At 72.4% G+C, this 16,886-nt stretch carries 18 protein-coding genes; 8 read left to right on the forward strand and 10 right to left on the reverse strand.

What is annotated here, in order from left to right; all coding sequences use genetic code 11:
* Positions 1-147 precede the first annotated feature (147 nt).
* Both GPA04_RS07690 and GPA04_RS07695 read left to right on the forward strand, forming a co-directional pair.
* Positions 148-564 (forward strand): (deoxy)nucleoside triphosphate pyrophosphohydrolase, encoded by a 417-nt coding sequence (locus GPA04_RS07690; protein ID WP_156223474.1) that lies wholly within the window; start codon positions 148-150, stop codon positions 562-564.
* A 55-nt stretch (positions 565-619) separates the two neighbouring features.
* Complete coding sequence (locus tag GPA04_RS07695) at positions 620-1,210, forward strand: TetR/AcrR family transcriptional regulator (RefSeq protein WP_156223475.1); 591 nt, start codon at positions 620-622, stop codon at positions 1,208-1,210.
* Positions 1,211-1,226: 16 nt separating this feature from the next.
* On the opposite strand, the gene GPA04_RS07700 is transcribed toward GPA04_RS07695, so the two are convergent.
* Positions 1,227-1,913 (reverse strand): VOC family protein, encoded by a 687-nt coding sequence (locus GPA04_RS07700; protein ID WP_156223476.1) that lies wholly within the window; start codon positions 1,911-1,913, stop codon positions 1,227-1,229.
* Positions 1,914-1,987: 74 nt separating this feature from the next.
* Positions 1,988-2,332, reverse strand: a complete 345-nt coding sequence (locus GPA04_RS07705) for a DNA polymerase ligase N-terminal domain-containing protein (RefSeq protein ID WP_156223477.1) — start codon at positions 2,330-2,332, stop codon at positions 1,988-1,990.
* A gap of 82 nt (positions 2,333-2,414) precedes the next feature.
* Here GPA04_RS07705 and GPA04_RS07710 point away from each other — a divergent pair, with 82 nt between their 5' ends.
* From GPA04_RS07710 to GPA04_RS07720, 3 genes are read left to right on the forward strand one after another with little or no spacing between them, the layout of a single operon-like run.
* Positions 2,415-3,128, forward strand: coding sequence for a dienelactone hydrolase family protein (locus tag GPA04_RS07710; RefSeq protein WP_156223478.1), 714 nt, complete (start codon positions 2,415-2,417; stop codon positions 3,126-3,128).
* Positions 3,125-3,823 carry an LmeA family phospholipid-binding protein gene (locus GPA04_RS07715; protein ID WP_156223479.1) on the forward strand — a complete coding sequence of 233 codons (699 nt, stop codon included), beginning with the start codon at positions 3,125-3,127 and terminating at the stop codon, positions 3,821-3,823. The genes GPA04_RS07710 and GPA04_RS07715 overlap by 4 nt, the downstream gene beginning before the upstream one ends.
* On the forward strand, positions 3,820-4,809 hold the full coding sequence (locus tag GPA04_RS07720) for a DUF3626 domain-containing protein (protein ID WP_156223480.1): 990 nt from the start codon (positions 3,820-3,822) through the stop codon (positions 4,807-4,809). The genes GPA04_RS07715 and GPA04_RS07720 overlap by 4 nt, the downstream gene beginning before the upstream one ends.
* Here GPA04_RS07720 and GPA04_RS07725 read toward each other — a convergent pair.
* Positions 4,788-6,881 carry a S9 family peptidase gene (locus GPA04_RS07725; RefSeq protein WP_156223481.1) on the reverse strand — a complete coding sequence of 698 codons (2,094 nt, stop codon included), beginning with the start codon at positions 6,879-6,881 and terminating at the stop codon, positions 4,788-4,790. The two genes, GPA04_RS07720 and GPA04_RS07725, sit on opposite strands and share 22 nt — an antisense overlap.
* A 96-nt stretch (positions 6,882-6,977) precedes the next feature.
* Here GPA04_RS07725 and GPA04_RS07730 point away from each other — a divergent pair, with 96 nt between their 5' ends.
* The 3 genes from GPA04_RS07730 to gap all read left to right on the forward strand — a co-directional run bounded on the left by GPA04_RS07730 (position 6,978) and on the right by gap (position 9,247).
* Positions 6,978-7,145, forward strand: coding sequence for a hypothetical protein (locus tag GPA04_RS07730; protein WP_156223482.1), 168 nt, complete (start codon positions 6,978-6,980; stop codon positions 7,143-7,145).
* Positions 7,142-8,098 carry a GlxA family transcriptional regulator gene (locus tag GPA04_RS07735; protein WP_156223483.1) on the forward strand — a complete coding sequence of 319 codons (957 nt, stop codon included), beginning with the start codon at positions 7,142-7,144 and terminating at the stop codon, positions 8,096-8,098. Before GPA04_RS07730 ends, GPA04_RS07735 begins: the two co-directional genes overlap by 4 nt.
* A 150-nt stretch (positions 8,099-8,248) precedes the next feature.
* On the forward strand, positions 8,249-9,247 hold the full coding sequence (gene gap, locus GPA04_RS07740) for a type I glyceraldehyde-3-phosphate dehydrogenase (protein WP_156223484.1): 999 nt from the start codon (positions 8,249-8,251) through the stop codon (positions 9,245-9,247).
* A gap of 23 nt (positions 9,248-9,270) precedes the next feature.
* Here gap and GPA04_RS07745 read toward each other — a convergent pair whose 3' ends face one another.
* The 7 genes from GPA04_RS07745 to GPA04_RS21490 form a co-directional block, all read right to left on the reverse strand.
* Positions 9,271-11,283: a bifunctional copper resistance protein CopD/cytochrome c oxidase assembly protein gene (locus GPA04_RS07745; protein WP_156223485.1), complete on the reverse strand. Its 2,013-nt coding sequence runs from the start codon at positions 11,281-11,283 to the stop codon at positions 9,271-9,273.
* Between the two features lie 104 nt (positions 11,284-11,387).
* The gene (locus GPA04_RS07750; RefSeq protein WP_156223486.1) at positions 11,388-12,200 is read right to left on the reverse strand and encodes a cytochrome c oxidase assembly protein; all 813 of its coding nucleotides are present in this window, start codon (positions 12,198-12,200) and stop codon (positions 11,388-11,390) included.
* A 10-nt stretch (positions 12,201-12,210) separates the two neighbouring features.
* Positions 12,211-12,693, reverse strand: coding sequence for a DUF2243 domain-containing protein (locus tag GPA04_RS07755; protein ID WP_156223487.1), 483 nt, complete (start codon positions 12,691-12,693; stop codon positions 12,211-12,213).
* Positions 12,694-12,800: 107 nt separating this feature from the next.
* Positions 12,801-13,244 carry an STAS domain-containing protein gene (locus GPA04_RS07760; RefSeq protein ID WP_156223488.1) on the reverse strand — a complete coding sequence of 148 codons (444 nt, stop codon included), beginning with the start codon at positions 13,242-13,244 and terminating at the stop codon, positions 12,801-12,803.
* A gap of 119 nt (positions 13,245-13,363) precedes the next feature.
* Positions 13,364-13,834, reverse strand: a complete 471-nt coding sequence (locus tag GPA04_RS07765; RefSeq protein ID WP_156223489.1) for an Hsp20/alpha crystallin family protein — start codon at positions 13,832-13,834, stop codon at positions 13,364-13,366.
* A 168-nt stretch (positions 13,835-14,002) separates the two neighbouring features.
* Complete coding sequence (locus tag GPA04_RS07770; protein WP_156223490.1) at positions 14,003-16,486, reverse strand: LuxR C-terminal-related transcriptional regulator; 2,484 nt, start codon at positions 16,484-16,486, stop codon at positions 14,003-14,005.
* Between the two features lie 262 nt (positions 16,487-16,748).
* Positions 16,749-16,883, reverse strand: a complete 135-nt coding sequence (locus GPA04_RS21490; RefSeq protein WP_366464467.1) for an LPXTG cell wall anchor domain-containing protein — start codon at positions 16,881-16,883, stop codon at positions 16,749-16,751.
* Between the last annotated feature and the right edge of the window lie 3 nt (positions 16,884-16,886).

Here is a 16,886-nt window from a genome sequence, read left to right on the forward strand (position 1 = left end):
ACCCACGACGCCGGAGCCCCGCGACGGCCGCCGCGCGACCGCCGGGTGAACGGTACGTGAACTGCACACACGCCCGACCACAGGCTGTGGGGAACGCGACACCTCCCCAGGCGAGGGACGCCGTCGGCACGCAGATAGGTTGACAGGGTGAGCAAACCCCTCGTCGTCGCAGCCGCGATCGTCGATGACCTCGACGCTCCCAGCCGGCTGCTCGGCGCCCGACGCTCCGCGCCGAAGTCCCTGGCCGGCCGATGGGAGTTCCCGGGCGGCAAGGTCGAGCCGGGCGAGCCGGAGCTCGACGCCCTCCACCGCGAGCTCGCCGAGGAGCTGGGTGTCACGGCCACCGTCGGCGCCCTGGTCCCCGCACCCGACGGCGGCGACTGGCCGATCACCAAGGGGTACTGGATGCGGCTGTGGTTCGCCTCGATCGAGGGTGACCCCGAGCCGCTCGCCGACCACGACGAGCTCCGGTGGCTGACGGTCGACGAGCTGGGTTCGGTGCCGTGGCTCGATGCCGACCTGCCGATCGTCGACGTCGTGCGCGCCGCGATGACCCGCACCTGATCCACCTGTTTCAGACAGATTCGTCCGAATCGTCACGACATGGCAAGATGCGTAGGTGCCCAAGATCATCGGCTCGACGCTCGCTGAGCATCGGGAGCAAGTCCGTACCCGGCTGTTCAGCGCCCTTGCGCGGCTGATGGACGCGACCGGCTTCGACACCCTGACGATGTCGGACATCGCCGCCGAGGCCGGGGTGGGGCGCACCTCGGTGTACAACCACTTCGCCGACAAGGAGTCGCTCCTGATCGGCTACATCGAGCACGAGACCGGGGCCTTTCTCGTCGGGCTGCGCGAAGCCCTGGAAGGCGTGACCGACCCCGAGGAGCGGCTGCGCGTCTACATCCGCCAGCAGATGTCGCTCACCACCACCTACCACCCCGCGCCCGGCCCGGACCTGCGGTCGCTCGTCTCCCGTGACACGGTGGCGCGGCTGCGCGAGCACGTCCGCGAGGTCGAGCTGCTGCTGCGCGAGATCCTCACCGACGGCGTCGAGGCCGGCCGCCTCCCCGAGCAGGACGTCGACTCCGTGGTGCCGCTCGTCCACGCCTGCCTGACCGGGCGCGCGGCGCTGCGGGACCCGGGCGAGCGCGACCGAGCGGTGAGCGCCACCGAGGAGTTCGTGCTCCGCGCCGTCGGCGCAGCCTGACCGGTCCGCACCACGCCTAGGTGGGCGGGGCGAAGACGCAGAACTCGTTGCCCTCCGGGTCCGCCAGCACGGTCCAGCGCCCCCCGTCCCACAGGTGGGTGGCGCCTCGGACGAGCAGCCCGTCGACGCGTCCCTGGACGTCCCAGTGCAACCGGTTGGGCTCGGTGCGTGGCTCGGGCACTGCGTTGAAGTCGAGGGTCATCTGCTGGTCGACCGCGACCCCGGTCAGCGTCCACCAGTCGTCCTCGGGCTGGGTCGTCGGCGCCACGCCGAAGACCTCGCCCCACCACCGCGCCTGCGCGGCCGGGTCGACGCAGTCGATCCCGATGCCGTGGACTCGGTATGCCGGCAGCTCGGCCGACGAGCGCAGGAACGCGCAGAACTCGTTGTCTTCCGGGTCGGCCATGACGGTCCAGCCCAGGCCCGTCTCGGACGCCGGGGCGAGCACCCGGGCGCCGAGCGCGACGAGGTCGTCGACCGCGCCGCAGTAGACATCCAGGTGGAGCCGGTTCTTGACGCGGTGGGGCCGGTCGACCGCGTTCACCCACATCGTGTGCCGCGACGTCGGTCCCTCCAGGCGACGGTGCTCGGTGGGGCCGGCCAGCTCCAAGCCGGCGACCGCCGCCCAGAACCGGGACTGGCCGTCGACGTCGAGCGCATCGATGCAGAGGTCCTGCCAGGTCACGAGCGGTCCGATGCTCATCGGGTCAGTGAAGCAGGACTGCCGGCTCCCCGCGGCTATCCGGAACCGCTGCAGGTCCGGTCCCCCGGCCTCGGTCAGGGCTGCTCCTTGACCAGATGGAGCAGCCAGTCCCGCCCGGTGTCGATCAAGGCGTAGCGGCGGGTGCCCTGCTCGCCGTGCAGGTCGAAGACGAACCGACGATCGGTGCGGTCGACCAGCGACCACGTGCCGTGGTCGGCGATGCTCTTGTGCTCGTCCACGTACGTCGCGTGACCGAGGTCGTGGTCGGGGACGGCGACCGCGAGCCGGTCCTGACGGCTGTCGGTCGGCATGCCCTTGGGCACCGCCCACGACCGCAGCACGCCGTCCTCTTCGAGACGGAGGTCGTAGTGCGGTCGCGGCTTGCGGTGGTCGTGGAGCACGAACACCGGGTCGGCCATGGCCCCATGCTGCCCCACGCCCGCACCACCCGCCATGCCCCACCGCCCGCGACGACCGACATGGTCGGGCTAGTCTCGCGAGATGAGCAGCGCGCCCGGTTCCGTCATCCAGATCGAGGTCGACGACGGAGCTCTCCCCGTGCACGTGTACGCGCCCGAGTCCGGCTCGGGGCCGGGCATCGTGCTGGTGCAGGAGATCTTCGGTGTCTCGCCGTACATCGCCGGCCGGGCTGCCGATCTGGCCGCCGCCGGATACCTGGTGCACGTCCCGGACCTGTACTGGCGGCTGGACGAGCCGGAGCTCGACGAATCCGCGCCCGACCTGCTCCAGCAGGCCATGGGCCGCATGAGCGCACTGCCCTGGGAGCACGCCGTCGCCGACACCGCCGCCGCGGTGCGGAACCTGCGCGCGACACCAGAGGTGACCGGACCGATCGGGCTGGTCGGCTTCTGCTACGGCGGTGGCGTCGCCTTCAACGTCGCGGCGATCGAGCACGTGGACGCTCTCGTGTCCTACTACGGCAGCGCGCTGCCGAACCTGCTCGAGCTGGCACCGGCGGTGACGGCGCCCTCGCTGCACCACGTCGGCGAGGCGGACAGCTACCTCCCGACCGCGGCCGTCGCCGCGATCCGCGACGCCGTGACCCGCCCCGGCGTGGAGCTGCACACCTACCCCGGCGCCGACCACGCCTTCGACAACACGCGACCGGAGTTCCACCACGCCGAGGCCTCCGCGCTGGCGTGGCAGCGCACGCTCGCCTTCCTCGACACCCACCTCGCGAGGCCGGCCGCATGAGGCAGCGGGGACGGGGCAAGTCCGTCGTCGCCGTTCTGGTCGCCCTCGGGCTGCTGATCGGCGGCGGCTACCTGGCCGACGGCTGGGTCCGCTCGCAGGTGGAGAGCCGCGTCGAGTCGACGGTCCTCGAGCAGCTCCCGGACCTCGACGCGGACCTCGACGCCGAGCTCGGCGGCCGCTTCGCGACACCGCAGCTCGTCTCCGGCACCTTGGAGACGATCACGATCACCGCCCCGCAGGCCACGATCGACGGGCTGACCCTCACCGACGTCCACATCGTCGCCACCGGTGTCCCGATCCGCGGTTCGGGAGCCGTCGCGAGCGTGCACGCGACCGGCACCGCGCCGACGGCGACCGTGCTCGCCGCCATCGAGCGCCGGGTCAACCTTCCCGACGGCGTCGAGCTGCAGCTGCTCGACGGCGAGATCGCTGCGGTCGCCACCGTGCTCGGGGTGCCGCTGGAGGCCTACGTCAGGCTCGTGCCGCAGCCACGTGCCATCACGATCGAGATCGACCGGCTGGTGCTGGGCGGCGCCACCGTCGACGCGGCCGACGTCCCGTTCGACCTCGGCGGGCTGCTCGGCTCCACGGCGGTCGACCTCGAGATGCTCCCCGAGGGCGTCGAGCTCACCGAGCTCGTGGTCACGCCGGAGGGCATCGACCTGGTGCTGGCCGGCACCGACATCGCGGTATGAGCGCGGCGCACGCGGCCCTCGAGCACGTCCGCAGGCTCGCGGAAGCGTCCGCGCCGCTCGACCCTGCGCCCGCTGCGGAAGCAGCGAGGGCACGCGCCCACGTCACGGTCACCTTCCACCCGGACCGGCCCGGACGCGACGGCCGCACCGCTGCGGAAGGTCTGGCCCACGACGGCCGGTACCGCACCCAGTTCGAGACGGGCACCTCCTCCGGCGGGCTCGACCACGTGATGCGCGGCGCGCGCTCGGGCTGGGAGCACGTGATGTTCGGGGGTGCGTACGACGGCGCCCCGCCCGCCGACCGGCCCCGCTACGGAGGGCTGGACCTGCTGGGTCATCCCGACGGCGCGTGCCCGCGGTTCGGGTCGACCCACCTGCGGCTGCGCCGCGAGGTCCTGACGCGATGCACGTTCAGCTGGGGCGACAGCGTCACGCAACCGAGCGTCGTCGGCACCTGGGACCGCCTGGACGCGGTGCTGGCCGCAGCCGCTTCCGCGGGAGCGCCCGAGCTCGAGGGGTGCTCCCGCTCCGGTGCCGACCGCCTCGGCGGCGACATCATCGAGGTACAGATCCACGGCGGCCTGCGCATGAGCGACGTCGAGGCCGTGGTGAGCGACCCGGCCTACCGGGGCACCGCCGTCGAGCACCACCTCGCCCGGGCGTGCGAGCGCGACGGTGCGACGCTCGCGTGGCACGACGGGTATGCGCTCCCCGTCGCGAGCCTGGACGAGGAGTTCCGCGGACCCGAGCCCGTGGCGCTGGCGCGAGCCGTGTGCGACCGGTTCGGCCACGAGGTCATCGACCCCGAGATGCTCGGACGCGCCGCCGTGGCGATCGCCGCGGACCCGACCGGCTGGCCGGGTCCGGGCGACGTCGTGGAGACGCTGCAGCACCTCAAGTACGTGTGGCACCACCTCGCCGCCTTCGGGTACGGCTCCTCTGAGCTGCCCGAGGCGCGAGCGGCTCAGCCCAGCGTCTCGGGATAGCTCGCCGGCTGCCCGAGGACGTGCTCACCGAGATAGCCGAGCACGACCTGGTACCAGACCTTCGCGTGCTGCGGCGTGAGGACCCAGTGGTTCTCGTCCGGGAAGTACAGGAAGCGGTGCACGGTGCTGCCGTCCTCACCGGCGGGGAGCCCGGAGGCGGACAGCAGCTCGTACCAGAGCCGCAGGCCCTCACCGATCGGGACGCGGTAGTCCTTGTCCCCGTGCACCACCAGCATCGGGGTGCGGATGTCGCCCACGAACCGGTGCGGTGAGTTCGCCAGCGCCATCTCCGGCGTCATCTCGCGCGCCCAGTAGTACGCGGCGTCGGTGGTGCCGCCGAAGCCGTCGAGCGCCCACAGGCTCGCGTGGGTGACGATCGCCCTGAACCGGTCGGTGTGCCCGGCCACCCAGTTCGCCATGTACCCACCGAACGAGCCGCCCATCGCTGCGGTGCGGGTCTGATCGATCTCGGGCAGCCGCTCGGCGGCGTCGGTCGCGGCCATCAGGTCCGTGAACGGCGGCCCACCCCAGGCACCCCAGCCGCGCTGCACGAAGTCCTGCCCGTACCCGGTCGAGAGCGCCGGGTCGGGAAGCAGGACCGCGTAGCCCTGCGCCACCAGCAGCCAGGGGCACCAGCGCCACGACCACGCGTTCCACGAACCGAGCGGTCCGCCGTGGATCCACAGCACCAGCGGCGCCGGCTGGTCCGCAGACGCTCCCTCAGGCAGTGCGAGCCAGGACCGGACCCTGGTGCCGTCGGCTGCGGTGGTCTCGACCTCGCGCAGCGTGCCGGGAAGGGCGGGGCGCTCGACCGGGCCACGCAACGGCGTCACCTCGCCGGAGTCGAGCGCGATGCGGACCGGCTCCGCCGGGAAGGCGTAGGAGCTGCGCAGCGCGAACGCCGTGGCGCCGTCGGCGCTGACGACGACGTCGGTGTAGGCGGCGTCGTCAGCGGTGAGCCGGGTGGGCTCGCCGCCGTCGAGCGGAACCCGGAAGATCGGCGACCGGCCGTCGTCGTCGGCGAGGACGAGCAGAGCGTCCGAGCTCGGGAGCCAGGTGATCCCCGCAGGCCATCGGTCCCACCCGGTCGCGAGCTGGCGCGGCTCCGAGCCGTCGACACCGGCGGTCCACAGCGTGACGCGCGGGGCCTCCTCCGGGGTGCTGATCGTCTCCCGGGCGTAGGCGATGCGGGTGCCGTCGGGGCTGATCCTCGCTCCGCCGAGCTCGGCGTCCGCGTCCTCCAGGATCGTCCGCCGGTCACCGGTGGCGACGTCGATCGCCGCGAGCACCGAGCGCACCGCGCCGCGCGCCAGCGGCACGTTCAGGGTGGTGACGATCGTGGTGCCGTCCGCGCTGAGGTCGTGGCCGGCCTCGACGAGCCCGGAGCCGATGTCGGGGGTGAGGTCGCGGAGGTCGAGCGGGGCGTCGTCGTCCGAGGACTCGCCCTCGGGCTCGGACGCCGTGGCGGCGACCGCCGGGGTCAGGGTCCCGGCGAACAACCGCGGGGCGTCCGGGCCGAGGTCGTGGTCCCAGTAGCGGATCGGGTAGCCGGAGTGCAGGATCGCGCTGATCTTGTTGTCGGAGCGCAGGTCGCGGAGCCGCTGCTCGCTCTCGGTGTCGGTCGCCGAGGCCAGGGTGCCGGCGCTGACGACGACGGTCGCCGCCTCGCGTGCGGCCTTCACCGACGACACACCGCCCGGGCGCTCGGCCAGCAGTCGTGCCTCGCCGCCGCCGGCCGGCAGCATCCACACCGCAGGCTTGGCCTTGTCCTCGCCGGTCTCGCCGTGAGCGCGCTTGGCCACGAACAGCAGGTCGCCGGCGGCCGTGAACGCCGCCTGGCTCTCGCCCTTGGCACCGCGGGTGAGCCGCCTGGCCGGAGCTGCGCCGTCGGGGTGGACCTCCCAGAGCGCCGTGACGTAGCCGGTGCTCTTGGGGTCGAGGGTGGACACGCCCACCACGAGGCGGCGCCCGTCCGGCGACAACGCGAGCGAGCCGAGGCGCGGCATCGCGACGAAGGCGTCGAGGTCGTGGAAGGGGGTGGCTGGTTCGGGGGTCTGCTCGCCGTCGGTCATGGGTCGTTCCTATCACCCGCGGGTGACGTATCACCGGCGTGCCGCCGCGCTCCTGGGCATTCGAGACACCCGCCGTGCCGAAGGAGACCCGGAGACATGCCCGACCAGCTGCTCGAGGACAAGGACCTCGACCTGTCCCCCGACGTCCTGTGCATGCTGATGCGCCGCCGGTCGCGGATCGCCGCCATGGCCGCCGCGTCGAGCCGTGACCACGAGGTCACCGCGGGCCCCTCGGGTGGGTCGCTCCATAAGATCCAGGGGTGACCTCGACGAGCGCGAACGACCACCAGGTCGCCGTGCTCGTCCTCGAGGGCGCCAAGCCGCTCGACGTCGGGATCCCCGCGCAGGTGTTCTCCCGCCGCCCGAGCATGCCGTACGAGGTACGCGTGTGCGGCGCCCGGCCCGGCATGGTGACCGGCGGTGACGGGCTCGCCTACCACGTGGCCGAGGGGCTCGAGGCGCTCGAACGCGCGGGCACCATCTTCGTGCCCGGCTACCGGACGCCCGCCGACACCAGCCCGCCGGGCACCGTGCTCGAGGCGCTCCGGGCCGCCCACGAGCGCGGCGCCCGCCTGGCGGCGATCTCCACAGGCGCGTTCGCGCTCGCGGCGACCGGTCTGCTCGACGGCAAGCGCGCCACGACGCACTGGCACTACACCCAGGCGCTCCGTGACCGGTACCCGCGCGTCCAGGTCGACGAGAACGTGCTCTTCGTCGACGAGGGCGAGGTGCTCACGTCGGCGGGCGCGGCGTCGGGCATCGACCTGTGCCTGCACCTGGTGCGGCGCGATCACGGCGTCGGCCTGTCCAACCACGTGGCACGACGACTGGTGGCCGCGCCCTACCGCAGCGGCGGACAGGCCCAGTACGTGCCGCGCAGCGTGCCGGAGCCGCTCGGCGACGTCTTCGCCGAGACGCGGGAGTGGGTGCTGGGGCACCTCGCGGAGCCGTTGACGCTCGAGACGCTCGCCCGCAACGCGCGGGTCTCGCCCCGCACGTTCTCGCGGCGGTTCCTCGAGGACACCGGCTGCACCCCGATGCAGTGGGTGCTGCGAGCGCGCGTGGACCTGGCGCGCGAGCTGCTGGAGCGCAGCGACCTCGGCGTCGAGCAGATCGCGCACCGGGTGGGGCTCGGCACCGCCGCGAACCTCCGGCTGCACTTCCAGCGGATCCTGGGGACCTCACCCACCGAGTACCGGCACACCTTCTCCGCCTGAGCAGGGCTCGCGGGCCCCCGCCCGGCGCTGGCGAGAACCTTGCGACCGATGGCAGATTCTCTGGCGGATCCCTTGCGCATGATGGCGTTCTGGCCGCTGGCAGGTCGGGACGGCGGTACGCAGCATGGGTGGTGACGAAAGGAACCACGCATGACTCGCATCGCCATCAACGGATTCGGCCGGATCGGCCGCAGCTCCCTTCGCGCTCTGCTGGAGCGCGACAGCGACCTCGAGGTGGTCGCGATCAACGACCTCGCGACGGCGGAGACCCTCGCTCAGCTCTTGCGACACGACAGCACGCTCGGGCGGTTGCGTCGAGCAGTCGAGGTCGACGGCGCAGACCTGGTCGTGGACGGCCGGCGGATCCGCGTGCTCGACGAGCGCGAGCCCGCGACGCTGCCCTGGGCCGACCTCGGTGTCGACATCGTGCTCGAGGCCACCGGCCGGTTCACCTCGGCCGAGGCGGCCCGCGCCCACCTGGACGCCGGCGCGCGGCGCGTGCTGGTCAGCGCACCCTCGGCCGGCGCCGACGTGACCCTGGCCTTCGGCGTGAACACCGAGGCGTACGACCCGGCGCGGCACGTGATCGTCTCCAACGCCTCGTGCACCACCAACGCGCTGGCACCGCTGGCGTCGGTGCTCGACGACCTGGCGGGGATCGAGCACGGGTTCATGACCACGGTGCACGCCTACACGCAGGAGCAGAACCTGCAGGACGGACCGCACCGTGACCTCCGCAGAGCGCGTGCTGCCGCGGTCAACATCGTGCCGACCACCACGGGCGCGGCGAAGGCGATCGGTCTGGTGCTGCCGAACCTCAACGGCAAGCTCTCCGGTGACTCCATCCGGGTGCCGGTCCCGGTGGGCTCGCTCGTCGAGCTGAACACGACCGTCTCCCGCGAGGTCACCCGCGAGGAGGTGCTGGCTGCGTACCGCGCAGCGGCCGACGGCCCGCTACGCGGCATCCTCGACTACTCCGACGAGCCGTTGGTCTCCAGCGACATCACCGGCGAGCCGGCCTCGGCGATCTTCGACGCCGATCTGACCCGCGTCGACGGGCGCCACGTCAAGGTCGTGGCCTGGTACGACAACGAGTGGGGGTTCTCCCACCGCGTGGTCGACACGCTCGAGCTGCTCGCGCGGAGCTGAACCACCGGACCGAGCAGGGCGCGCTAGGAGCGTTCCCGGGACCGGGCGCCGATCTCCGAGAGCATCTCGTTGTACGCGGCGAGCTCGGCATCGCCGTCCCGGTCGGCAGCCCGGTCCTGGCGGCGTGCGGTGCGGGCGTCGTCGCGGTACCAGCTCATCGCCAGCAGCACGGCGACCGCGAGGGCGGGGATCTCGCCGATACCCCAGGCGATCTCGCCGGCCGCACGCTGGTCGGCGAGCGCGTCGACGCCCCAGGGCAGCCCCAGGCCACCGAAGTAGTCGGCGGCGAGGAGCTCGGTCATCGTGGTGATGGCGACCCCGAAGAACGCGTGCGCGGCCATCGTCGCGAACAGCAGCAGCAGCCGCATCGGGTAGCCGGGACGTGCGGGACCGGGATCCACACCGATCAGCCCGTTGACGAACAGGTACCCGCTCAGCACGAAGTGCACGATCATCCCGATGTGCCCGATGTGGGTCGTCGAGGCGAAGTGCAGCAGGGGTGAGAAGTAGAAGATCACCATCGTGCTGATGAACACGAGGGCGGCCACCACCGGGTTCGCCACCAGGGTCCCCCACCGCGAGTGCACGATCCCCAGCAACCACTCCCGTGGTCCGCGCGAGCCGTCCGTGCGGGCCGCGAGCGCGCGCAGCGCCAGCGTCACCGGGGCGGCGGTCACCAGCAGGATCGGCACGACCATCACGTACGCCATGTGCGCGGCCATGTGCACGCTGAGCATCACGTGGCCGTACACGGCCGGCGCCCCCAGCACGAGGTAGGCGAGCACGAGGCAGCCCGCGACCCACGCGATGGTCCGGCGCACCGGCCAGGCGTCCCCTCGCCGCCGCAGCCGCAGGACCCACCCGAGGTAGACGACGAGCATCGCCACCACGACGAACCCGAAGAAGAGGTCGGGGTAGAAGGCGCTGAGGATGGTCTCGGGCGTGGGCGCGGGCGGCGGCGGGCGCTCCGAGAGGTACTCGGTGGGCGAGAGCACACCGCTGGGCTCCTGCTCGACGGGCGGCTCGCTCCCGGACAGCGCCACCCCGAGCCCGCTCGCGAGACCGACCAGCGCGACCTCGACGCCGATGAGCCGCCAGAACAGTCCGCCGCGCCCCCCCTGCAGACGCGCGATCGTGCGACGCCGGTGCCACCATCCCGCCGCACCGAGGGCCGCGAGCAGCACGATCTTGACCACCAGCACCGCGCCGTACCGCGTTCCCAGCGCCGCCGGCGAGCCGACCCTGATCCAGGCGCTCGCGATGCCGGAGACCGCCACGATGGCGAAGCACCAGGCCGCGATGGTGGAGAACCTGGTCGCGACGGCAGGCGCCGAGCTCCCGAGCCGGCGCCCGATCAGCGCCAGCACCACCAGGCCGCCGGTCCAGACGGCGGCACCCAGGATGTGCCCGAAGATGCCGTTCATGCCGAGCTCGTGGTTGTCGGTGCCGGCCGCGTGCCCCTGCGTGGCCACCGGGACCAGAACCCCGACGCCGAGCACCAGCGCCGCCAGGGCCGATCGATAGCCCGAGACCGCCACCGTCGCGATCCCGAGGGCTGCCGCCATCACCGCCGTGACCAGCTGCGAGCGGCCGGTGGAGATCTCGGTGATGTAGAACCCGAGCTCCTCCCCGAAGCCGGCGCCGCCGACCGGGCGCCCCGCGACCAGCGCGTACCCGAGCACCACGTCGAGCACGGCCAGCACGGCCCATACCGGACCGGCGACCGAGACCACGGTCCGCACGAGCCGCCAGGCTCCGCCGTCGTCCCTCTCGCCCTTCCCACCGGGAAGGGCGAACGCCAGCATCACGAGCCCGCCGAGCGTGACCGCCTGGGCCAGCTGGATCAACGTCCCGACGGCGGGTGTCGCCCAGCGGACGAGCGCGCCCGGGTCGCCCACGAGGGTGGGCGCGCTGGCGCCCGTGATCGCCGCCCCCAGGAGCGCGCTCAGCACCGCGACCGGGAAGCCCGCGGCGAGCCAGGGCCACAGCCGGACGAGACCTCCTGAACCCGTCTCGGGGGGCGCTGCGGTCGTCACTGCTCGAGGGTAACCGGGCAGCGATCGGCTGCTCGCACCTGCCGGGTGGCCGGCAGCCGGTCGACCGCGCCGGCGTCAGGCTGTGGCTGCGCCCGCGGCGGTGCTCACGCCGTCGCACCGGGGGCCGGCGAGACGGCGTCCCGGGGGCGGGTGGCGACGTACCACTGGGTGAGCAGCAGCACGATCAGCGTCACGTCGACGACGTCGCCGCCGTAGTACATGAGCTGCGCACCGACCTCGCCGTCGGTGGCGTGCACCCCGGCCGGCGGGTGGGCGTAGAGCCACTTGGCCAGGATCGAGTGGACGGCGACGAAGACCACCAGCACCCCGGCGCGCAGCGGGACGGAGGCGCGGTGCGGATCGGGATCGGCTCCCACCACGGACGCGGTGAAGAGGTAGCCGGCCAGCAGGATGTGGGCGTGCACGAGCCCGTGCACCAGCGCCGAGGTGTGCATCCACTGGTAGAGATCGGTGGTGTAGAGCACCCAGAGGCCTCCGGCGTTGAGGACCGCGGCGACCACCGGGTGCGTGATCACCCGCACGGGCGCGGTCCGCAGCAGCCTGGCCAGCGACCGTGCTCGATCCACCCGCAGCGTCCGCAGCGCCAGGGTGAGCGGGGCGCCGAGCACGAGCAGCAGCGGTGCGAGCATGCCGACCAGCAGATGCCCGGCCATGTGCGCGGTGAAGCCGGTGCGAGCCGCCGCGGCGACCGGGCCGACCAGCCCGACCCCGACGCAGAACAGACCGGCGTACCAGGCCGCGCCGCGGTAGCCCGACCAGGGGCGGCGATGGCGGCTCGCCCACCACGCCACCGCGTATCCGGCGGCGGCAGCGGCCAGGGCGAGAAGCACCAGGACGTCGAACACCGCCCATCCGAGTCCTTCGTGCCCGGTGGCGGCGCCGTGGTCGTGGTGCATCGCTGCGGGCTCAGCCGGGGCGGCGATCCGGGCGGGTGCGCCGGACGATCACGGCGCCGACCACCAGCAGCACCGCGGCCGAGCCGATCCACGTGGCGTCATACGGCAGCAGGTCGACGTCGTAACGGATCTGGTGGATGCCCAGCAGCTTGTGGTTGACCACGCCGTCGACCAGCTGGAAGAACCCGACCCCGGCGATCACGGCGCCCGCCCAACGCTTCCAGGCCACCTCACCCCGGCGGCGGACATCGGCCAGCAGGAACAGACCCCAGATGGTGATGAACCAGCCGAAGGCGTGGAAGAACCCGTCGGCGGTCAGCGCGACCCGGGTGGTCGACAGGTCGTAGAAGTGGTGCCACTGCAGCACCAGGTGGAAGATGAACAGGTCGATCACCGACGCCGCGATCCCGCAACCGAAGAGGAAGCCGGACACCACGGTGCGCCGGTCCAGGTCGACGGTCCTCCCTGCGCGTGAACCCGTCCCAGCAGACATCAGGACCCCCTCGTTCAGCGTGGGAAGAGTGCTCGCTCGTCTCGCACCAACCTAGCCCGATCGCTGTCGCCGAGCTCGTCGATCACGGCGGGCTGTGCTGTGCAGCCCTAGACGAGTGCCGGCGTCGCGCGGCAGACGGCGCACGTGCAGTCCTCGCGCGAGCGGAGCACGGCGTCACCCGCCAGCTTCTCGCTCGAGCGCGCTGGTTCCTCGCGCCGGGTGACGACCTCGACGACGTCTCCCAGCTCGGCCACCTGCACGAGATACCTGACCAGGGCGGGCGGGTCGACGAGCGTGATCGGCTGCTCGCAGCGGAGCGCCAGGCTCGCGAGGAACGCGATCACCGAGGAGTCGATCGAGGTCACGTCCCGGGTGTGCACCTCGATCGGGAGGCCCAGCTGTTCGAGCTCGGCCAGGGCGGCGACCAGCTCGCTGTTCATGCTGATGTCGATCTCGCCGGTCAGGACCAGCTCGGCCTGCGCTCCCGGCGCGAGGACGCTCACCGTGCCGGTGGCGCGGTCGGCTCGCGCGCGCTCGTGTCGTAGATCCACCTCGAAGACTCCACGTCGAATCCTTCGACGCACGAGCGGCTCGGGACCGAGCGTCAGGCCCGTGACGTCGCTTCGCCTGAGGGCAGGGCGCCCGCGGACCGCGGGCGCCCTGCGATCGCTCAGCTGGTCTCGTCGGCTGCGGCCGAGCTCACCTTGTCCGGGGTGATCTCACGCTGCTGGCCGCTCGCCTGCTCGACCATGATCTTGCGCGGCTTCGCCCGGTCCGCGACCGGGATCGCCAGGGACAGCACACCGTTGTCGTAGGAGGCCTGGATGCCATCCAGGTCGAGGTCAGGTCCCAGGCTCAGCTGCCGGGTGTACCGACCTGCCGGCCGCTCTTGAGCGAGCCAGCGTGCTCCATCGGCAGCACCGATCGTGCGTTCGGCCGCGATCGTCAGGGTGTTGCCATCGACGTCGAGGTCGATCGAGCCCGGGTCCACCCCCGGAAGGTCGACGTTCACGATGTACCGGTCCTGGACACGGTAGAGATCCATCGGCATCCAGCTCGCGGCCCGAGCCGAGCCATCGCCCGTCAGCAACCGCGCCGTCAGCCGATCCATCTCACGAAAGGGGTCGAAGGTCAGAGCCACAACCACCACCTCCTTCGGTCCGGGACGCCGCACCTCACGGCGTCCGGTCGTGGCATCACGTCCCGAGGGGTCGGCCCCGCGGGGCACCACCAGATTAGCACTCGGTGATGGAGAGTGCTAGTTGAAAAATGGTCCAGATCTCCGCTCGACGAGAGACTGCACCGCTGCCTACGTCGTGACCTCGTCGTCGAAGAGCCCCAGCAGCGTCGCTGCCCGGAGCGCCTCGACACGCGTGCTGGCACCGAGCTTGCGGTAGATGCTCTGCAGCTGGCTCTTGACCGTGTTCGGTGACACGTGCAGCACGGTGGCGAGGTGCCGCGTGACCCCTGTCTCGCGGAGGTGCTCCAACACCACCAGCTCGCGGTCGGAGAGCCGAGCCTGCACCGAGGAGAGCCGGAGCTGCTCGCGTGCGACATCCAGCTGGTCCAGCAGCTCACGGCTCGGGGGGTCGACACGCAGCTCGCGCGCGCGCTCGATCAGCTGCGTCATCCGCGCCGGTCCCTGCCGCGCGAACGGCAGCAGCGCCCCGGAGCGGGAGGCGATCGCCAGGCCGCGGCCCAGCAGCTGGTCGGCGCGCTCGTCGTCACCGAGGTCGTCGAAGACCAACGCGGACACGATCAGCATCCATGTCGGGTAGTTGGAGGCCCAGGTCGAGGGCGTGGGCAGCACCGGTTCGAGCAGCTCCGCCGCCTCCTGAGCTCTGCCGAGCGCCAGCAGCACCACGCAACGGACCAGCGTCGACACCAGCCCGACCGGGGGGCCGGCGTGATCGAGCACCGCGAGCGCGGCCTCCGGTTCGTCGAGGGCCACGAGCAGCTCGGCGCGCGTGTTCCGCAGGATGGTGGCCGCGAACGGTGGCAGGGTGCGGCCGGCCAGGAGGGAGTCAATGACGTCGAGGGCCCCGAGCCCGGCGTTCGTGGTGCCCGAGAGCAGGTGAGCCATCGCCTCAGCCTGCGCGCGCAGCACCGGCAGCGCGGCCGGGTCCTCGGTCCCGGTCGCGACCGGCATCCGGTGCAGCGCGTCCCACGCGCCCGCCACGTCCAGCTGGGCGATCAGCCGCGCGGTGTCTGCGAGGGCGCCGATGCTGCCGGCCAGACCGTGCTGAGGTCGCGGTCCGCGCTGCGTCCCGTCGTCGCTCGGGTGAAGGGCACCCAGATATCCCTGGACGAGTCGGTCCAGCTCGACGAGCAGCGCCCGCATGTCGCCAGGGCCGCTGTCGGGCAGCAGATCGAGTGCACGCCCGAGATCGGTGGCCGCACGCGACAGGTCACCGGCGCCGATGGCGGTCAGGGCCGACTGCCCGTGAAGCCAGGCAGCCAGGCCGGGGGCGGCGGCCGGAAGCGCCTGCTCCGCCTGATCGTGCAGCTCGACCGCACGCTCGTGCTCGCCCGCCATGCGGGCGAGCACCGCGCGGATGCCGAGCGCGGTCGTCGTCAGTGCGGCGTCCACCGGCTCGGTCACGCTCGGGGTCGCCAGGTTGAGGATCTCGCTGGCCCGGCGCCGGTCCTGCGGGCGGACGCTGCCGTCGTGACCGCTGTGGAAGATGTCGACGAGGGCGCGGGCCTGAGCGAGGAGCAGGCGCGGGTCTTGCTGTCGACCTGCCGCGATCGAGCCCAGCAGCTCCGTGACCTGACCGGTCGGCAGCTGTGGCAGGTCCTGCCAACGGCTACGGACCCAGGAGCCGAGCTCGTCGACCAGGCCGTACTGGTGCAGCAGCCCGACAGCTGCCACGAAGTCGTCGTGCTCGTCCAGCCACTGCGCCGAGCGGCTGACGGACTCGACCAGCTGGGCGCGGGACAGCTCGACGTGGAGCCGCCGCCGTAGCCCCGACCGCAACGCCGGCACGAGCACCAGCTGGGGATCGCGGTCACCGCCCACGACCTGGACCAGACCGGCACCCTCGAGCAGCCGGACCATCCGCTCCGGCTCAGCGGTGCCCCAGATCCAGCCCAGCTGGGCGAACGACAACGAGTCCGGGATCGCCGTCCGCAGCATGCGGCCCCACGCGTCCGAGTAGATCGCACCGGCCCCCGCGCCGTCGGCGACGACGCCCATGAGCAGATCGGTCGTCTCGTCCAGCAGCTGCTCGGTGAACCGGCCGGTACGGCGGATCGCGTGGACGACAGCGTCGACCGCCATGGCGTAGCCACCGGTGTGCTCGAGGACGGTACGTGCCGTCCCCTCATCGATCTGGGTGCCCACCAGCTCACCGAGCTCCACGATCTCGGCGGCCGTGAACGCCAGCTCCCGCGCCGTGACCACGGAACCGAGCCGAAGCTCTGGCTCGCTCGAGGTGATCGTCATCCCCAGGCCTCGGAGAAGGATCAGGTGCAGACCCGGGTGCCGGGCCTGGAGTGGGCGTAGCTCGTCGAGGACGCCACCATCCTGGGCGGCGCGGCCGCGGAGCACCGCGGCGACCGGGCTGGAGCCGGTCTCGAGCGCAGCGGTCAGTGACTCCCACCGGGGACCACGGGCTGGGGCGGCGTCGAACCACACGAGCTCGGTGCCGGACTGTCTGGCCCATGTGCGGACCAGGGTCGACTTGCCTGCGCCGTGCGGGCCGCTGACCAGTGCGGTGCCGGTGGCGACCGCGGCGGACAGCCGGCGCAGCAGCCGCCCTCGAACCAGGCGCTGCTCGGTGCCATCTCCCATCACGGAACGCGGCGCCCCTGGCGACAAGTCACTCCTCACCTCTCCCCCGATGGTCGCGGCCCGGCATGATCCCGTCACACATGGATCACCCCTTCCGCCGCACGCGGTCCCCCGACCTCGACGTCCCCATCGTGCTGTCCGGTCCCGCGTCCGTCAGCAACCTACCGCCTCGGCACCAGCACGACTGCAGCAGACCGGCATGTGTCACGGATGGGGCCGGTGCTGGCCTCATCCGTGACAACCGGTCGCTCGTGGCGCTGCCCTAGAGGAGGGGCAGCTCCTCGCGGGTGGTCCGGCGGCTCCAGCCGCGGACCGCCACGAGCGCACCACCCAGCAGCGTGATCAGGCCGGCCACCAGCGCTGCGGTGCCCACACCCTCCGAACCGGTGTCCGGCAGCTG

Origin of the sequence: Pseudactinotalea suaedae (assembly GCF_009733815.1) — a bacterium.
GTDB classification, from domain to species: domain Bacteria; phylum Actinomycetota; class Actinomycetes; order Actinomycetales; family Beutenbergiaceae; genus Pseudactinotalea; species Pseudactinotalea suaedae.